The 15,343-nt window shown below is 60.6% G+C and carries 11 protein-coding genes; 1 reads left to right on the top strand and 10 read right to left on the bottom strand.

Features of this window, described 5'->3' with window-relative positions:
• Positions 1-12: 12 nt before the first annotated feature.
• From VOY09_RS04775 to secA, 10 genes are all read right to left on the bottom strand, one after another.
• Positions 13-984: a glycosyl transferase family protein gene (locus tag VOY09_RS04775; protein WP_322893246.1), complete on the bottom strand. Its 972-nt coding sequence runs from the start codon at positions 982-984 to the stop codon at positions 13-15.
• Positions 981-3,584 (bottom strand): molybdopterin-dependent oxidoreductase, encoded by a 2,604-nt coding sequence (locus VOY09_RS04770; protein WP_322893245.1) that lies wholly within the window; start codon positions 3,582-3,584, stop codon positions 981-983. Before VOY09_RS04770 ends, VOY09_RS04775 begins: the two co-directional genes overlap by 4 nt.
• Entirely contained in the window at positions 3,581-3,916 is a 336-nt protein-coding gene (nirD, locus tag VOY09_RS04765; RefSeq protein ID WP_322893244.1) for a nitrite reductase small subunit NirD, read from the bottom strand. The genes VOY09_RS04770 and nirD overlap by 4 nt, the downstream gene beginning before the upstream one ends.
• The gene (gene nirB / locus VOY09_RS04760) at positions 3,913-6,339 is read right to left on the bottom strand and encodes a nitrite reductase large subunit NirB (protein ID WP_322893243.1); all 2,427 of its coding nucleotides are present in this window, start codon (positions 6,337-6,339) and stop codon (positions 3,913-3,915) included. The genes nirD and nirB overlap by 4 nt, the downstream gene beginning before the upstream one ends.
• Positions 6,340-6,344: 5 nt before the next feature.
• Positions 6,345-7,142 (bottom strand): ABC transporter ATP-binding protein, encoded by a 798-nt coding sequence (locus VOY09_RS04755; protein ID WP_322893242.1) that lies wholly within the window; start codon positions 7,140-7,142, stop codon positions 6,345-6,347.
• Positions 7,143-7,154: 12 nt separating this feature from the next.
• A complete protein-coding gene (gene ntrB, locus VOY09_RS04750; protein ID WP_322893241.1) occupies positions 7,155-8,048 on the bottom strand; it encodes a nitrate ABC transporter permease in 894 nt (297 codons plus the stop codon).
• A 12-nt stretch (positions 8,049-8,060) separates the two neighbouring features.
• A complete protein-coding gene (locus VOY09_RS04745; RefSeq protein WP_322893240.1) occupies positions 8,061-9,353 on the bottom strand; it encodes a CmpA/NrtA family ABC transporter substrate-binding protein in 1,293 nt (430 codons plus the stop codon).
• Positions 9,354-9,634: 281 nt separating this feature from the next.
• The gene (locus VOY09_RS04740) at positions 9,635-10,810 is read right to left on the bottom strand and encodes a CmpA/NrtA family ABC transporter substrate-binding protein (protein WP_322893239.1); all 1,176 of its coding nucleotides are present in this window, start codon (positions 10,808-10,810) and stop codon (positions 9,635-9,637) included.
• A complete protein-coding gene (locus VOY09_RS04735; protein WP_322893238.1) occupies positions 10,807-11,388 on the bottom strand; it encodes an ANTAR domain-containing response regulator in 582 nt (193 codons plus the stop codon). Before VOY09_RS04735 ends, VOY09_RS04740 begins: the two co-directional genes overlap by 4 nt.
• Positions 11,389-11,588: 200 nt before the next feature.
• Positions 11,589-14,285 (bottom strand): preprotein translocase subunit SecA, encoded by a 2,697-nt coding sequence (gene secA / locus VOY09_RS04730; protein WP_322893237.1) that lies wholly within the window; start codon positions 14,283-14,285, stop codon positions 11,589-11,591.
• A 194-nt stretch (positions 14,286-14,479) separates the two neighbouring features.
• Here secA and VOY09_RS04725 point away from each other — a divergent pair, with 194 nt between their 5' ends.
• On the top strand, positions 14,480-15,343 hold the full coding sequence (locus VOY09_RS04725) for a peptidylprolyl isomerase (RefSeq protein ID WP_322893236.1): 864 nt from the start codon (positions 14,480-14,482) through the stop codon (positions 15,341-15,343).

The raw sequence follows: 15,343 nt of genomic DNA, 5'->3' as shown, positions 1-15,343 counted from the left end.
GGCAAGGCTCCTTCAGTCGGGCAAAAGATGGGGGCGTGTGGACCAAAGCGTCTCTGCCGCGTTCTGCGCTGTGGTGGGCGGATGACCCAGTGCGATCAGCGCCGCAGCGGCAGTGCCGGTGACGACAGATTGCGCGAAATGGTCCTGCAACTGACCAGACCAGAGTGCGGCCAGCGCCTCTGGCGGGTGCGGATCATCTGCCAGCCGCCTTGTTTCGGGCAAGATTTCGGGCAGGATTGTCGTAAGGGGTTGACCGCTTTGCAGCCGGAACAAGGTCACATCCTTGGTCGGGTGCCGTTCAAATTCGCCGCCGCCACCTTTGAGGATGCAGAGGTTGGGCTGACCCAACAATGCGCCCGCCGCCTGTTGCAGATCGCGATAAGGCGGGTGGAACACGCCCTGCACTGCCGCATCAGCCTGCGCCGGGTTCATCACGCGGCAAACCGTGTTGATGCAGGACCTCAGCCCCAACACCTCGCGCAGGCGCAACAGGGCCAACACGCGGGGCGCGAAGGATTCGACCGGCAGATAGGTGATGCCATCCCGGTCCAGCAGGCGCGCGGCATCGCCCGGACCGCTTGCCGGTGTAATCCCGGCAAGCAGCAAAGCTGACCGCACATCCGCACCGTCGGATTGCCAGGCATTCCAGCCATGCAGCAGGACCCGCACGCCGCTTTGCGCGACCAGCCGGGCGGAAAGCAGGAACCACGGTAACCCGCGCGACCGACCGGCGGCATAGCTCGGCCAATCCAGATCGACCTGCGGCATGGCTGGCAAAGTGGCGCGGATGCCACGGGTGAACCCTGCAATCTCCTCTGGCGTCTCACCCCGGTAGCGCATCAGCATCAGCAAGGCACCGGTCGCATGCGGGTCGGCCTGTTCTGACAGGATCAGGCGCATGGCGTCTTCTGCCTCGGGCCCGGTCAGATTGCGCACGCGGCCCGGTCCCCGGCCCATGGCGTGGATATAGGGGGCAAGGGTCATTCCGCTGCCTCCAACCGCTTGGTCAGCAGGGCGGCCAGTTCCGGGCGGCACGATCCGCAATTGGTCCCCGCCTGCAAGGCCGTCCCGATCTGCGCAACTGACGTCAGGTTCTGCGCCGCAATCTCTGTGGTGATCGTATGCAACCCGATGTTAAAACAGGCGCAAAGCGTCGGGCCGGGATCGGCCATACCTGCACCGGGACGCCCGGCAAGCAAGGCCGCCCCCGCCTGCCCAACCTGATCCGCCACATGGCCGCGCGCCAATTGTACCGGGTCGGGCGCAACGAACAAAGCCGCCAAGGTCCGCCCCTCGGCCATCAGCGCCAGACGATAGGTGCCGCGCTTGGCGTCAATGACGCTCAGGCATGTCGCATCGGGCAGGTTGAACAGGGCGCGGGCATAGCTTTCCCAATCTGCGGGCGGTGTCTGCCCCGCCAGTTCGCAGCGCCAGCCACCAGCATGGCGGGCACGCGCCCAATAGGTGGCATCCGGGGTGATCGGCCCGGCTGATACGGCGAAACCATACCATGCAGGGTTCAACGCCTTAATCGCCACGACCGCCGCCTTGCTTTCGGGCTGGCCCGAGACCGGATCGGTCACAGCCGCCACGACCGCATCAATGCGCCCGGTCGGCGCGGTGTCGCTGGTCCAATGCATCGGGGCGAAGACCTGGCCGCGCTGCACCCGGTCGGTGATTGCAACCCGCAGGATCGCCTGCCCCGTCGGGCTGCTAACATGGGCGAGCGTGGCGGGTGCAAGGTCGAGGCTGGCGGCATCAACGGGGTGAATTTCCAGATAGGGTTCGGCGATATGCTGGTTCAGCCTTGGCGCAAGGGCGGTGCGGGTCATCGTATGCCAATGATCACGCACCCGGCCGGTATTGAGCCGGAACGGATAGCGCGCCCCGGTGCGCGTCGCTGGCGGGCGCGGGGTGATCGGCAACATATGTGCGCGCGCATCCGGGGTATAGAACCCGCCATTGGCAAAGAACCTGCCACCCGTCTTGCGCGCGTTGACCGGCCAGCGTGTCGGCGGCAACGTGTCATAATCCACCTGCGCCAGCCCCGAGATGTCGAAATCCCCGCCCAGATCGCCCGCCACACCGGAGAGTTGCGCATATTCAGCAAAGACCGCAGCGGGATCGGCCCAGTCAAAGGCCTCGCCCCAGCCCATCCGCCCAGCAACCTCAGCAATCATGCGCCAATCGTCGCGCGCCTGCCCCGGCGCGGGCAGAAACGCGCGCTGGCGGCTGATCGTGCGGTCGGAATTGGTGACCGTGCCGGATTTTTCACCCCAGACGGTGGCGGGCAGGATCGCATCGGCCAGCCTTGTCGTATCCGTCTGCGTGACATCGCTGACCACGACGAAATCACAGGCTTTGATCGCGCGGGCCACGGCATCGGCATCGGGCATTGATACGGCGGGGTTGGTGTGGATGATCCACAGCGCCTTGATCCGGCCATCGCCTGCCGCCTGAAACAGATCGACGGCTTTCAGGCCGCTTGTCTCGGGCATCGCGGGGCTGTGCCAGAACGCCTGCACGCCGCGCCGATGGGCGGGGTTTTCAATCTCCAGATGGCAGGCAAGTGTATTGGCCATCCCTCCGACCTCGCGCCCGCCCATGGCATTGGGCTGGCCGGTGACGGAAAACGGACCCATGCCGGGACGGCCGATCCGGCCTGTTGCCAGATGGCAATTGAGGATGGCATTGACCTTGTCCGTGCCGCTGGAGGATTGGTTGATCCCTTGCGAATAGATTGTCACAACACGTTCGGTTGTGACGAACCAATCCAGAAACAAGGCCAGATCATCCGCAGCCAGCCCGGTGATCGCGGGGTCAGAGATGCGGGCGGCAGCCACAGCATCGTCAAACCCGCTGACATGCTGCGCGATATAGCTGTGATCTACCGCGCCGCGATCCGCCAGCGCCACCAGCACCGCGTTGAACAGCGCCGCATCGCTGCCCGGTGCCAATGCCAGGTGCAGATCGGCGCCATCGCAGGTCGCGGTGCGGCGCGGGTCAATCACGATGACCTTCGTGCCGCGCGCGTGTTTTGCCGCGACCAGCCGCTGATACAGCACCGGATGACACCAGGCGAGGTTGGACCCGACAAGGACGACCAGATCGGCCTCTTCAATATCTTCGTAAGTCCCCGGCACGGTATCGCTGCCAAAGGCACGTTTGTGACCCGCGACAGATGACGCCATGCAAAGCCGCGAATTGGTATCGACATTGGCGGTGCCGATATAGCCTTTGATCAGCTTGTTGGCGGCGTAATAATCCTCGGTCAGCATCTGGCCGGAGAGGTAAAACGCCACGCTGTCCGGCCCGTGGTCGCGGATGGTATCCGCGAAACGACTGGCGACCAGATCAAGCGTGGTATCCCAACTGGCGGGCTGTCCCCCGATCAGCGGCGTCAGGATACGCTGATCCAGCCCCAAGGTTTCGCCCAAGGCCGTGCCCTTGGAACAAAGCCGCCCGAAATTCGCCGGATGGTCAGGGTCGCCTTTGACCGATGCACCGCCCTTGCCATCCGGCGTGACCAGCACGCCGCAGCCCACGCCGCAATAGGGGCAGGTCGTGCGCAATGGCGCTGTCATGCCGCCGACCGCCGCGCGAGGCTGGCCGCATCCAGCAGCACTCGACCGCCCTCAACCCGCACGGCGAAGGTCTGGACCTGTCCGTCATCCGCGCCCTGCGCCTGCCCCGTGGTCATGTCGAACACCCAGCCATGCAGCGGGCAGGTCACAGCCGCGCCATGCACGATCCCTTCGGACAAAGGGCCGCCTTTGTGCGGGCAGCGGTCATCCAGCGCGAAGACCTGATCATCCGCCGTGCGGAACAGCGCGACGCAGCCTTGCGCGGTTTTGACCAGCCGCGCGCCTTGGCGCGGGATGTCTGCAAGGGCGGCGATATCGATGAAATTGCTCATTCTGCCGCCCTTATCGTCAAATCAGCCACCGGCGCCCAATCAGCAGGGCGCGCGGCAAGTTCGGCCCAAGGATCAACCTGATAAACCGACTGGCTGAGCATGAACCGGTCATAAAGCGCGCGCCGGATCACCGGATCGCTGATCTGGTCATGGCACCAGTCCAGCCCGACAGCGGCGACCCATTTATATATCCGGTGCAGATAGCGCGCGTTCTCGCGGTACAGCTGGACAAAGGCGGCGGTGACTTCCAGCACCTCTTCCTCTGTCGCGACGGTGATCAAGGCTTCGGTTTCTTTCACATCCATCCCCGCAGCACCCGCCACGCTGATCTGATAACCGCTGTCGACGCAGATCACGCCGATATCCTTGCAGGTCGCCTCGGCACAATTGCGCGGGCAGCCGGAGACACCCAGTTTCACCTTTGCAGGTGTCCACGACCCCCAAAGCAGCTTTTCCAGCTTGATCCCCAGACCGGTAGAATCCTGCGTGCCAAAACGGCAGAAGTCCTTGCCGACACAGGTTTTCACCGTCCGCAGCCCCTTGGCATAGGCATGGCCTGATACCATCCCGGCAGCGTTGAAATCCGACCAGATCGCCGGCAAATCCTGTTTCTGCACGCCCAGCAGGTCAATGCGCTGACCGCCCGTGACCTTGATCATCGGCACAGCGTATTTATCGGCGGCATCGGCTATGGCGCGCAATTCGGCAGAGGTGGTGACACCGCCCCACATGCGCGGCACCACCGAATAAGTGCCGTCTTTCTGGATATTGGCGTGGTTGCGTTCGTTGACGAAGCGCGATTGGCGGTCATCGGCATAATCCAGCGGCCAGTCGGCAATCAGATAGTAATTCAGCGCCGGACGACAGCTTGCGCAGCCGCCAACCGTTTGCCATCCCAGTTCCTGCATCACGGCAGGGATGGATTTCAGCGCCATGGACTTGATCAACCGGCGCACGTCTTCATGCGTGTGATCGGTGCATTTGCACATCGGCGGGTTGGCATTGGCGGTGAATCCATCGCCAAGGGTCAGCGCCATGACCTGTTCGACCAGCCCGGTGCAGGTCCCGCAAGAGGCAGACGCCTTGGTCACCGTGCGGATCGCATCCAGCGTATTTGCGCCACCCGCGATGGCCGTGATGATCTTGCCTTTGCATATGCCGTTGCAGCCGCAAATTTCCGCTTCAAGCGGCAATGCTGCAACGGCTGCCAACGGGTCCGCGCCGGATCCTCCCTGATAGGCGGGACCAAAGATCAGCGTATCGCGCTGGTCGCTGATTGGTGCGCCGGTCTTGATCTTGTCAAAGAACCACGCGCCATCAGCGGTATCCCCATACATGACGGCACCGATCAGGCGGTCGCCTTCGATGATCAGCCGTTTATAGACGCCACGCCCGGGGTCGCGGAACACGATATCTTCTCGCCCAGGTGCCTCGGCAAAATCACCGGCGCTGAACAGATCGACGCCGGTGACCTTCAGCTTGGTCGCGGTCTGCACGGGTTTGAACGCCCCCTGTTGCCCCAGCAAGGTTTCGGCCAGCACTCGCGCCTGATCATAGAGCGGCGCGACAAGGCCGAACAATTGCTGGTTATGTTCCACGCACTCACCGAGGGCGAAAATCGCGGGATCGGATGTACGCAACTGGTCATCCACAGTGATTCCGCGCCCGACCGTCAGATGCGCGTCATTGGCCAGCCGCACCTCTGGCCGGATACCGACAGCCATGCAGACCAGATCGGCAGGATAGACAGTGCCGTCTTCGAGAAGGACAGCTTCAACCTTGTCATCGCCAAGGATTGCCTTGGTCGCGCCGTTGCAATGGATGCGCAGGCCCCGGCTTTCGAGGTCCTTTTGCAGCAGATAGCCTGCCGCAGGGTCCAGCTGCCGTTCCATCAGATGACCCATCAAGTGGATCACTGTCACCTCGGCCCCGCGCGCGGCCATGCCTGCCGCCGCCTCCAGCCCCAGCAACCCGCCACCGATGACCACGGCCTTGGCCCCCGGCGCGCTGGCGGCGATCATCGCATTGGCGTCTTCCAGATCGCGGTAGGCCACGACACCGGGCAGGTCCTTGCCCGGCACCGGCACGATGAATGGCGCAGACCCGGTCGCAACCACCAACGCATCATAGGGCACGCCGCCTTCGGCGGAATAAACCACACGGTTTTCACGGTCGATCCTGACCACGGGTTCACCAAAGCGGCAATCGACGCCTTGGGCTGCATACCAATCCGCATCATGGGTGACGATTTGTTCATAGGTCTTTTCACCCGACAAAACAGGCGACAGCATCAGCCGGTTATAATTGCCACGCGGTTCAGCATTGAACAGGGTGACGTCGAAATCGCCCCCCGCCTCAAACAGCAGTTCCAGCATCCGGCCAGAGGCCATACCGGCCCCGATAATCACAAGTCTTTGTTTCATATCATCTACTCCGCCGCTTCGACAAAGCGGTGACGTTCGTACAGGAACCGCAGCAAGGCTTCGCGGTTGCGGACATATTCGGGGTGGCTGGCCAGCGCGATCCGGTCACGCGGGCGGTCGAGGTTGATTTCCAACACCTCGCCAATCGTGGCGGCGGGGCCGTTGGTCATCATCACAATGCGGTCGGCGAGCAGGACAGCCTCATCCACATCATGGGTGATCATGATCATGGTGTTTTTCAGCCGGGCGTGAATATCCATCACCGCATCCTGCAAATGCGCCCGGGTCAGCGCATCCAGCGCGCCAAAGGGTTCATCCAGCAGCAAAATCTTCGGCTCCATCGCCAGCGCGCGGGCAATGCCGACGCGCTGTTTCATCCCGCCGGATATTTCGCCGGGGCGTTTGTCGGCGGCATGGGCCATCTGCACCAGATCAAGGTTTTCCATGATCCAGTCATGGCGTTCGGCGCGGTTCTTGGTTTTGCCGAAGACCTTTTGCACGCCCATCTTGACGTTGTCATAGACCGACAGCCACGGCAGCAGGCTATGGTTCTGGAACACGATGGCGCGGTCCGGGCCGGGGGCGTTCACCTCGCGTCCTTCCAGGATGATGCCGCCTTTGGTGACCTCGGTCAGGCCCCCGATCAGGTTCAGCAAGGTGGATTTGCCGCAGCCGGAATGGCCGATGACGGAAATGAATTCACCCTTGTCGATGTTCAGGCGGATGTCATCCAGCACCAAGGCTTCGCGCCCACCGGCCAACGGAAAGGATTTTGAGACGTGGTCGATTTTGAGATAGCTCATGATTGCAACCTTTCAGGTAATGGTGCCACGGCTGACGACCTGACCAATGTAAGCCACCAGACGGTCCAGCACGAAACCGGTCACGCCGATGTAAAGCAGCGCCACAAAAATATCGGTCAGTTTCGATGAATTCCACGCGTCCCAGATGAAGAACCCGATGCCCACACCACCTGTCAGCATTTCCGCCGCGACAATGGCGAGCCATGCGAGCCCGACGCCGATGCGCAGGCCGGAAAAGATGTAGGGCGCGGCAGAGGGGACCATGATCTTGGTAAAAAACTCGAACTGGTTCAGCCGCAGCACGGCGGCAATATTGCGGTAATCCTGCGGGATCGCGCGCACACCGGCGGTGGTGTTGATGATGATCGGCCAGATCGCCGTGATGAAGATCACGAAAATCGCGCTCGGGCGGCTGTCCATGAAAGCGGCCAGAGAGATTGGCAACCATGCCAACGGCGGCACGGTGCGCAGGATCTGGAACAACGGGTCCACCCCGCGCATCAGCCATTGCGATTGCCCGATCACCGCACCAACCGCGACCCCGACGAAGGCCGCAAGGCCAAAGCCGACAGCGACCCGTTCGAGCGAGGTAAGCACCCGCCAGCCCAGGCCAATATCCTGCGTGCCTGCGACATAGAAAGGTTCAAGGATCAGATCGCCGCTTTGCTGCCAGATTTCCAGGGGCGAGGGCAGTGATGCCCCGCCGCCTGATAAAACCAATTGCCACAGCGCCAGCAGGCTGGCGACGACAATCACCGGCGGCAGGATATTGGCGAGAAAGATAGTTTTCACGCGGCCCGGCCATTGGCTGTCCGGCTTTTTTGCATTGACCGGCAGAACCTTGGTCTCTGCCTGTTTCGGTTGCGTCGCCGGGGCGGTTTTGGATTTCAATGCTGTCACATTCATGATGCCGCCCCCTCAAACCATGGTCTTGATGGCAAGGCTGTCGAGATACCCATCCGGGTCCGCCGGATCGAAACTTACCCCGTCAAAGAAAGTCTCGACCCCGCGGCTGTCACCCATCGCGGATGTGTCAAGGCCTAGGTCAGTGGCCGCTTCGATCCACAGGTCAGATCGGTTGGTTTCATTCACCAAAGCGGCGGTATCCAGATCGCCGGGCAGATAGCCCCAGCGCTTATTCTCAGTCACGAACCAGGTGTCGAGCGATTTCCACGGGAAAGAGGCAGAGCCGTTTTCACCCCAGAACCGCATTGCCAGATCAGGCCGGTTTTCTTCGCGGCCATTGCCGTAATTGATCTCGCCTTTGATACGGGCGGCGATATCGGCGACGGGGACGTTATACCATTGCCGTTTGGACAGGATTTCGGACATCTCATCCTTGTTCGCGGCCTCTTCGCACCACATCTGCGCTTCCATGACGGCCATCAGGATCGCTTTCGTCGCGATTGGGTGGCTGTCCACCCAATCAGCGCGCATCCCCAGCACCTTTTCGGGATGGTTCTGCCAAAGCTCTCCAGTGGTGCAGGCGGTAAAGCCGATGCGCTGATTGACCAATTGTTCATTCCATGGCTCGCCGACGCAAAAGGCTTCCATATTGCCGACCTTCATATTGGCAACCATCTGGGCCGGAGGGACGACGATCAGATCGACCTCGGTCGTCGGGTCAATCCCGCCAGCAGCCAGCCAATAGCGGATCCACAGATCATGGGTGCCGCCGGGGAAGGTCATGGCGACGGGAATTTCCTCGCCCGCGGCGCGTTTGGCGGCGAAGATGTCTTTCAGCGGGGAGGAATCCAGCCCAACGCCACTCTCCGCATAATCCTGCGTGACAGAAATACCCTGACATTGCTCATTCAGCCCCATCAGCGTGTAGATCGGCAGCGGGTTATTGTTCTGCATGACAGAACCAGTGGTATATAGATGGGTCTTGGGCCGCAGGATATGACCGCCATCAATGCCGCCACCGCTAGACCCAAGGTTCATGTTGTCGCGTGTCGCGCCCCAGCTGGCCTGCTTTTCGATCCGCATCTCGGTCATGCCATGTTTGGCATAGAACCCTTTTTCCTGCGCGATGATCAGCGGCGCGCTGTCGGTCAGCGCGATAAAGCCAAGCGTGGCACCTGTCACTTCGGGCGTGCCGGTCGCGGCCCAGGCCCCGCCGGGCAATAATGTGCGCGCCGCGGCAGCTGTCGCGGCAATGCCGGAAAAGGATTGCAGTAGCTTGCGGCGTGTCGGGTGGATCAGGGTCATGAAAATCGTCCTTTGACAGCGGCCACGCCAAAAGACGCAGGCCAATTGGGAACAAAACGACAAAAAGCCACCACAATCATGTCGGTACGACATATTGGGTGGCGACGTTGCCTGTCGGGTGGGGGGCCGCATCATTGCGGAAAATTTCACGGCAATCTGCATCGTTGCAGTTCGCTATGTCTCAACCAGACGCTGTATTGCCGCACCGGTCAAATGATTCCCGGGCTTTTCGCAGGTGCAGCATTTCATTTGCGCAGAGAAGGCGGTCTTTGCCTATGATTTCAGCGCCCGGCGAACGATGGATCAAAGATATCACCGTCGAAAAACGCATCCGGGCCCAAAATCATCTGGCCTTTTTCCGAAGCGACCGCCGTCGGATGCGCCATCGCCCCTTCGATCCGGGCCGATGCTCCGGGCAGATCAGCACCGGCGCTGCGCAGGTGCTGGCGATAAAGATCGGTGCGGAAACAGGCGGTCGCGGCAGCAATGGCCGCGTCCGGGTCCAGCCCGTGCAACAGCGCGATCCGGCGCGCGAACAAGGCGGCAAGGCTGCGCCAAGGGAAATTGGCGGCCCCGTCGTGAAACCGGATGAAATCGGGGAAGTGCCGCACCTCGCCCGCAGCAGAGATATGCAACCGGCCCAGCAGCCCGCGTTCCGACAATTCAGGCGGCAGGTTCAGATAATCGGGGCGCGACATGATCTCTGCCGCCGTGCTCCGGTTGCCCGGCTGATCCAGCCAGCGTCCGGCGCGCCAGATCGCGCGCATCAGCCGCCCGGTTTCTTCGGGATGGGCGACAGTGAAATCATGGGTCAGCACCAGCCCCTTTTCCGGCGGTGCTGCCCAGATTGACCGGCCCGCCAGCAACAATGTGCCGACACCGCGTTCGACAGCATAAGACGCCCAGGGCTCGCCCACACAAAAGGCATCCACCTCGCCCGAGGCCAGCGCATCGGCCATCTGCGGCGGCGGGACAGTGTGGATTGTGACCTTTTCCGCCAGCGTGGTATTGGCCAGCCAGCGCCGGACCAGTTCGGCCTGCGTCGAAAATGGAAACGGCACGCCGACCCGCAGCCCGTGCTGCACCACGGCGGCCAGCGCATCACGCGCAGTGACCGGATCGTCAAAGCCAAATCCATGCCCATTGGCCCGCATCGCCGCAGCCAAAGTGGCGCTGATCGCAATCGCCTGCCCGCCGACCGCCAGCACCATCGCCAGATCGAAACGTGGCGTGGCCGGACCCAACCCCAGCGCCTGCGCCACCGGCATCGGCACCAGCATATGAGCGGCATCGACCTGACCCATGCCCAACATATCGCGGCTTTGCGCCCAGCTTTGCAGGCGGATCAGGTCAAGTGTCAGCCCTTCTTCGGCGGCGAAGCCCAGTTCTTTCGCCACGATCAACGGGGCGGCATCAATCAACGGCACATAGCCAAGGCGCAAGGTGGACAGACTCATGTCAGCAGCCCCGCCGCCATGACCAATTGCTGCGCGATATCCGCGACGCGACGGTTCTGATCCATCGCCGTTTTGCGTAGCAAGGCATAGGCCGCTTCCTCATCCATGCCGCGCGCCTTCATCAGAATCGCCTTTGCACGGTCGATGATCTTGCGATCCTCCAGCGCCGCCTTGGTGGCAGCCAGTTCCGCGCGCATCTTTTGGAACATATGAAAGCGGGCGATGGCGGCATCCAGAATCGGCTTGATCCGGTCGGATTGCAAACCATCCACCACATAAGCGGAAACGCCTGCTTCAATCGCCGCACGCGTCAGCTGCACATCGGACCGGTCAACGAACATCGCCACGGGACGGTCCAGCGGGCCCGAGGCCAGCGCCAGTTCTTCCAATACGTCGCGCGACGGATTGGCGACGTCAATCAGGACGATATCAGGCTGATGATCGGCTATCCGGCGGGCCAACCCGGCAGATTCTGCGATGACCACCACATTATGTTCGCCCGAGGCCATCAGACCATCAACAATCTTCAATGCGCGATCACGGTCCTGCTCGACCACGATAATGGAGAGGCGGGTCATGGAAAGTCCTTGCTGCTGTGGCAAGGCATCCAGCAAATCAGCGGCGTGGAAACCGGCAAGTGTCATCGGTCGCTGGAAAATACCTCAAACGCCCAAAAATAGGCATATTGAGGCAAAGCGCCTACAAAACAGACGAAGTGAAAACGAAAGAACCCGGGCCTTTGCCCGGGTCCTGTCGCTTTTGATCCAATACTTGGGGTCTAAGCAAGCCGTCCATGACAATGTTTGAACTTCGCACCCGATCCGCAGGGGCACAGATCATTGCGGCCCGGATTGCCCCAGGTTGCAGGGTCTGTTTCGTCAAATCCGTCGCGGGCGGCGCCTTCTGCGGCGGCAGCGGCAGGTGCAGCGATGGCCCCTGCGGCAGCGGCTTGCTGGGCGCGGAATTGCGCGATCATCCGTTCCTGTTCTTCTTTGGACATCGGTCGGATCTGCGACAATTTCTTGGTCACATCGGTGCGCAAACTGTCCAGCAGACGTTCAAACAGCTGAAACCCTTCGGTTTTATACTCGTTCAGCGGATCACGCTGGGCATAGCCACGCATCCCCACGACAGATCGCAGATGTTCCAGCGTCAGCAGATGTTCGCGCCATTTTTCATCAATAGTCTTTAGCAGGATCTGCTTTTCAACGTTGCGCATCGTCTCTGTGCCGAAGGCGTCGGCCTTTTCCAGCATGTATTTGTCGGCGGCTTCTTCCAGCCTTTCGCGCAGGACATCATCATCGACGCCTTCTTCTTCGGCCCATGCGGTAACAGGCAGATCAAGACCCAGATGGTCCTTGACCGCAGCTTGCAAACCTTCAGCATCCCATTGATCAGCATAGGATCGGGGCGGAATGTGGGTTGTCACCAGATCATCGATGACCTGATCACGCATATCCTTGACCACATCGGCCAGTTCGGTTGCTTCCATGATGTCGCGTCGCTGGGAAAATACCACCTTGCGCTGTTCATTCATCACATCGTCGAATTTCAGCAATTGCTTGCGGATATCAAAGTTGCGCGCCTCGACCTTGGCCTGTGCGCGTTCCAGCGATTTGTTGACCCAAGGGTGAACAATGGCTTCGCCTTCTTTCATGCCCAGACCGGACAGGACCTTTTCGAGCCTTTCGGAGCCGAAAATCCGCATCAGATCATCTTCGAGCGACAAAAAGAACGTCGACCGCCCCGGATCACCCTGACGGCCAGACCGGCCACGCAGCTGGTTGTCGATGCGGCGGCTTTCATGCCGTTCGGTGGCCAGCACGAACAGACCACCTGCGGCTTTGACCTTTTCCTTTTCATCGGCGACTTCCGCCTCGATCCGGGCGCGCAATGCCTCTGGATCAGCATCAGGATTGGTAGCCAGTTCCTGAAAGACGCGCATTTCGACATTGCCGCCAAGCTGAATATCGGTCCCGCGCCCTGCCATGTTGGTCGCGATGGTTACCGCATTCAGCTTGCCCGCATCAGCGACAATCTGCGCCTCTTGTTCGTGTTGGCGGGCGTTCAGGACGTTGAAAGTGATGCCTTCCGCGCGCAGCAGATTGGCCAGAAATTCGGATTTCTCAATCGACGTGGTACCGACAAGGATCGGCTGACCCTTGGCATGGGCTGTCTTGATTTCGCCCACAACGCCATCGAATTTTTCTTTAGCGGTGCGATAGACCTGATCATGTTCATCGACACGCGCGATGGGCCGGTTCGTCGGAACTTCGACCACGCCAAGATTATAGATCTCACGAAATTCCTCGGCCTCGGTCGCGGCGGTGCCGGTCATGCCGCCCAGCTTGTCGTAAAGGCGGAAGTAATTCTGGAAGGTGACAGAGGCGAGGGTGACGTTTTCGGGCTTGATCGTCACGCCTTCTTTCGCCTCGATCGCCTGATGCAGACCGTCGGACAGACGGCGACCGGTCATCATCCGGCCGGTGAATTCGTCGATCAATACGACCTCATTATCGCGGACGATGTAATCCTTTTCCTTGGTGAACAGCACATGCGCGCGCAAAGCCTGCCCGACATGGTGCACCAAGGTTGCACTTTCAGGGTCATAAAGCGTCTGACCTTCGGGGATCAGACCGAGTGATGTCAGCTTTTCCTCAAGGAAATCGTTGCCTTCATCGGTAAAAGTCGCCTGCCGGGTCTTTTCGTCCAAGGTGTAATGGTCTTTGGTGATTTCGGGGATCACCTTGTCGATTGTGGCGTACATTTCGCTGCGGTCTTGCGCCGGGCCGGAAATGATCAGCGGTGTCCGCGCCTCATCAATCAGGATGGAGTCCACCTCATCCACAATCGCGAAATTGTGGTAACGCTGATACATCTGACCCAGTTCGGATTTCATATTGTCGCGCAGATAGTCGAAACCCAACTCGTTGTTCGTGGCATAGGTCACGTCACAGGCGTAGGCGTCTTTCTTTTCCGCCTCTGGCTGTTGCGGCACCACGATTCCGGTGGTCATACCCAGCGCGCCATAAACCTTGCTCATCCATTCCGCGTCGCGGCGGGCGAGGTAGTCGTTGACGGTAACGATATGCACGCCCTTGCCGGTCAGCGCATTAAGATAGGCAGGGAAGGTGGCGACAAGCGTCTTGCCCTCACCGGTTTTCATTTCGGCGATATTGCCCTGATGCAGGAAAATCCCGCCTTTCAACTGCGTGTCAAAGGCGCGCAGACCCAGCGCACGACGCGCCGCCTCGCGGCAATTGGCAAAGGCTTCGGGCAGCAGATCGTCGAGGCTTTCGCCTTTGCTGGCACGCGCCTTGAATTCCTCAGTCTTGGCTTTCAGACCCTCATCGCTCTGCGCCTGAAATTCAGGTTCCAGCGCATTGATCCTGGCGACCAAAGGCCGGGCCGCTTTGACCTTGCGATCATTGGCAGAGCCAAACACTTTTTTGGCAATCGATCCGATACCCAGCATATTCACTCCACCAGCGCGGTCGCGCCTGTCTGACATCTAATTGAGAGGAGGTTGCTTGTAGGCATGAGGCTGCCCACATACAAAGGGCCGAAATTGCTCTACGTCAGGCCTCCTCGAGGCTTCTCAGGGATGTAAGGTCCCGGGTATAGAGTGTCAACGTCGCGCGGCTGCGCGGCCAATAAAGGGAACGTTTAATGCTGAAACATGTTACATTTTTGGGGGCGGCTGCGCTGTCCGTCTCCGTCTCGACCGGCGCTTTCGCGCAGGATGCAGCGGCTGAAACTGATGTCACCGCCGATACCGTGATCGCCAAAGTCGGCGAGACCGAGATCACCCTGGGCGAAATCATCATCGCCCGCACCATGCTGCCGCAACAATATGCGCAATTCCCCGACGAGATCCTGTTCAGCGGGCTCGTCGATCAATTGGTCCAGCAGCAATTGCTGGCCGATGAGTTGGAAGATGTGCCTGCCAGCATCGAATATACTTTGACCAACGAACGTCGCGGGCTTTTGGCCGCCGCCGTGGTCAATGAACTCTCCGAGACCGCTGTGACGCCAGAAGCGCTGCAGCAGGCCTATGATGACCGCTACGCCGATGCGCCAGAGATTCCGGAATACCGCGCCTCGCATCTGCTGGTCGAAACCGAGGAAGAGGCCAATGCCGCCAAAGCGCAGCTTGATGCGGGCGACGAATTTGCCACTGTCGCGCAGGCAGTTTCCACCGATGCGACCAGCGCCAATGGCGGTGATCTGGGGTGGTTCGGTGAAGGCGCGATGGTGCCGGAATTTGAAACCGCTGTGATGGCCCTGGAGGTCGGCGATGTGTCTGACCCGTTCGAGACACAATTTGGCTGGCATATCGTGACCTTGGTTGATGAACGTATGCAGCCGGTCCCGGAATTCGAGGAGGTCGCCCCGCAACTGACGGGTGAATTGCAGGAAGCGGCTGTCGTCGCTTATCTGGATGAATTGACCGCGGCTGCCACGATTGAACGTCCTGAAGAAGGCGCCTTCGATCCAAGCGTGATCAACCAAATCGAATTGTTGGAAGAGTAA

Origin of the sequence: Yoonia sp. 67-2 (genome assembly GCF_035117555.1) — a bacterium.
GTDB lineage: Bacteria > Pseudomonadota > Alphaproteobacteria > Rhodobacterales > Rhodobacteraceae > Yoonia.
The sequence above is the reverse complement of the archived record's forward strand: the minus strand, read 5'-3'. Positions and strand labels throughout refer to the sequence as shown.

Coding starts and splice junctions, on each gene's coding strand:
- VOY09_RS04745 (WP_322893240.1), bottom strand. CDS start 9,353: ATGACCCTGATCCACCCGACACGCCGCAAGCTACTGCAATCCTTTTCC.
- VOY09_RS04735 (WP_322893238.1), bottom strand. CDS start 11,388: ATGACCCGCCTCTCCATTATCGTGGTCGAGCAGGACCGTGATCGCGCA.
- VOY09_RS04770 (WP_322893245.1), bottom strand. CDS start 3,584: ATGACAGCGCCATTGCGCACGACCTGCCCCTATTGCGGCGTGGGCTGC.
- VOY09_RS04755 (WP_322893242.1), bottom strand. CDS start 7,142: ATGAGCTATCTCAAAATCGACCACGTCTCAAAATCCTTTCCGTTGGCC.
- nirD (WP_322893244.1), bottom strand. CDS start 3,916: ATGAGCAATTTCATCGATATCGCCGCCCTTGCAGACATCCCGCGCCAA.
- nirB (WP_322893243.1), bottom strand. CDS start 6,339: ATGAAACAAAGACTTGTGATTATCGGGGCCGGTATGGCCTCTGGCCGG.
- VOY09_RS04775 (WP_322893246.1), bottom strand. CDS start 984: ATGACCCTTGCCCCCTATATCCACGCCATGGGCCGGGGACCGGGCCGC.
- ntrB (WP_322893241.1), bottom strand. CDS start 8,048: ATGAATGTGACAGCATTGAAATCCAAAACCGCCCCGGCGACGCAACCG.
- VOY09_RS04725 (WP_322893236.1), top strand. CDS start 14,480: ATGCTGAAACATGTTACATTTTTGGGGGCGGCTGCGCTGTCCGTCTCC.
- secA (WP_322893237.1), bottom strand. CDS start 14,285: ATGCTGGGTATCGGATCGATTGCCAAAAAAGTGTTTGGCTCTGCCAAT.
- VOY09_RS04740 (WP_322893239.1), bottom strand. CDS start 10,810: ATGAGTCTGTCCACCTTGCGCCTTGGCTATGTGCCGTTGATTGATGCC.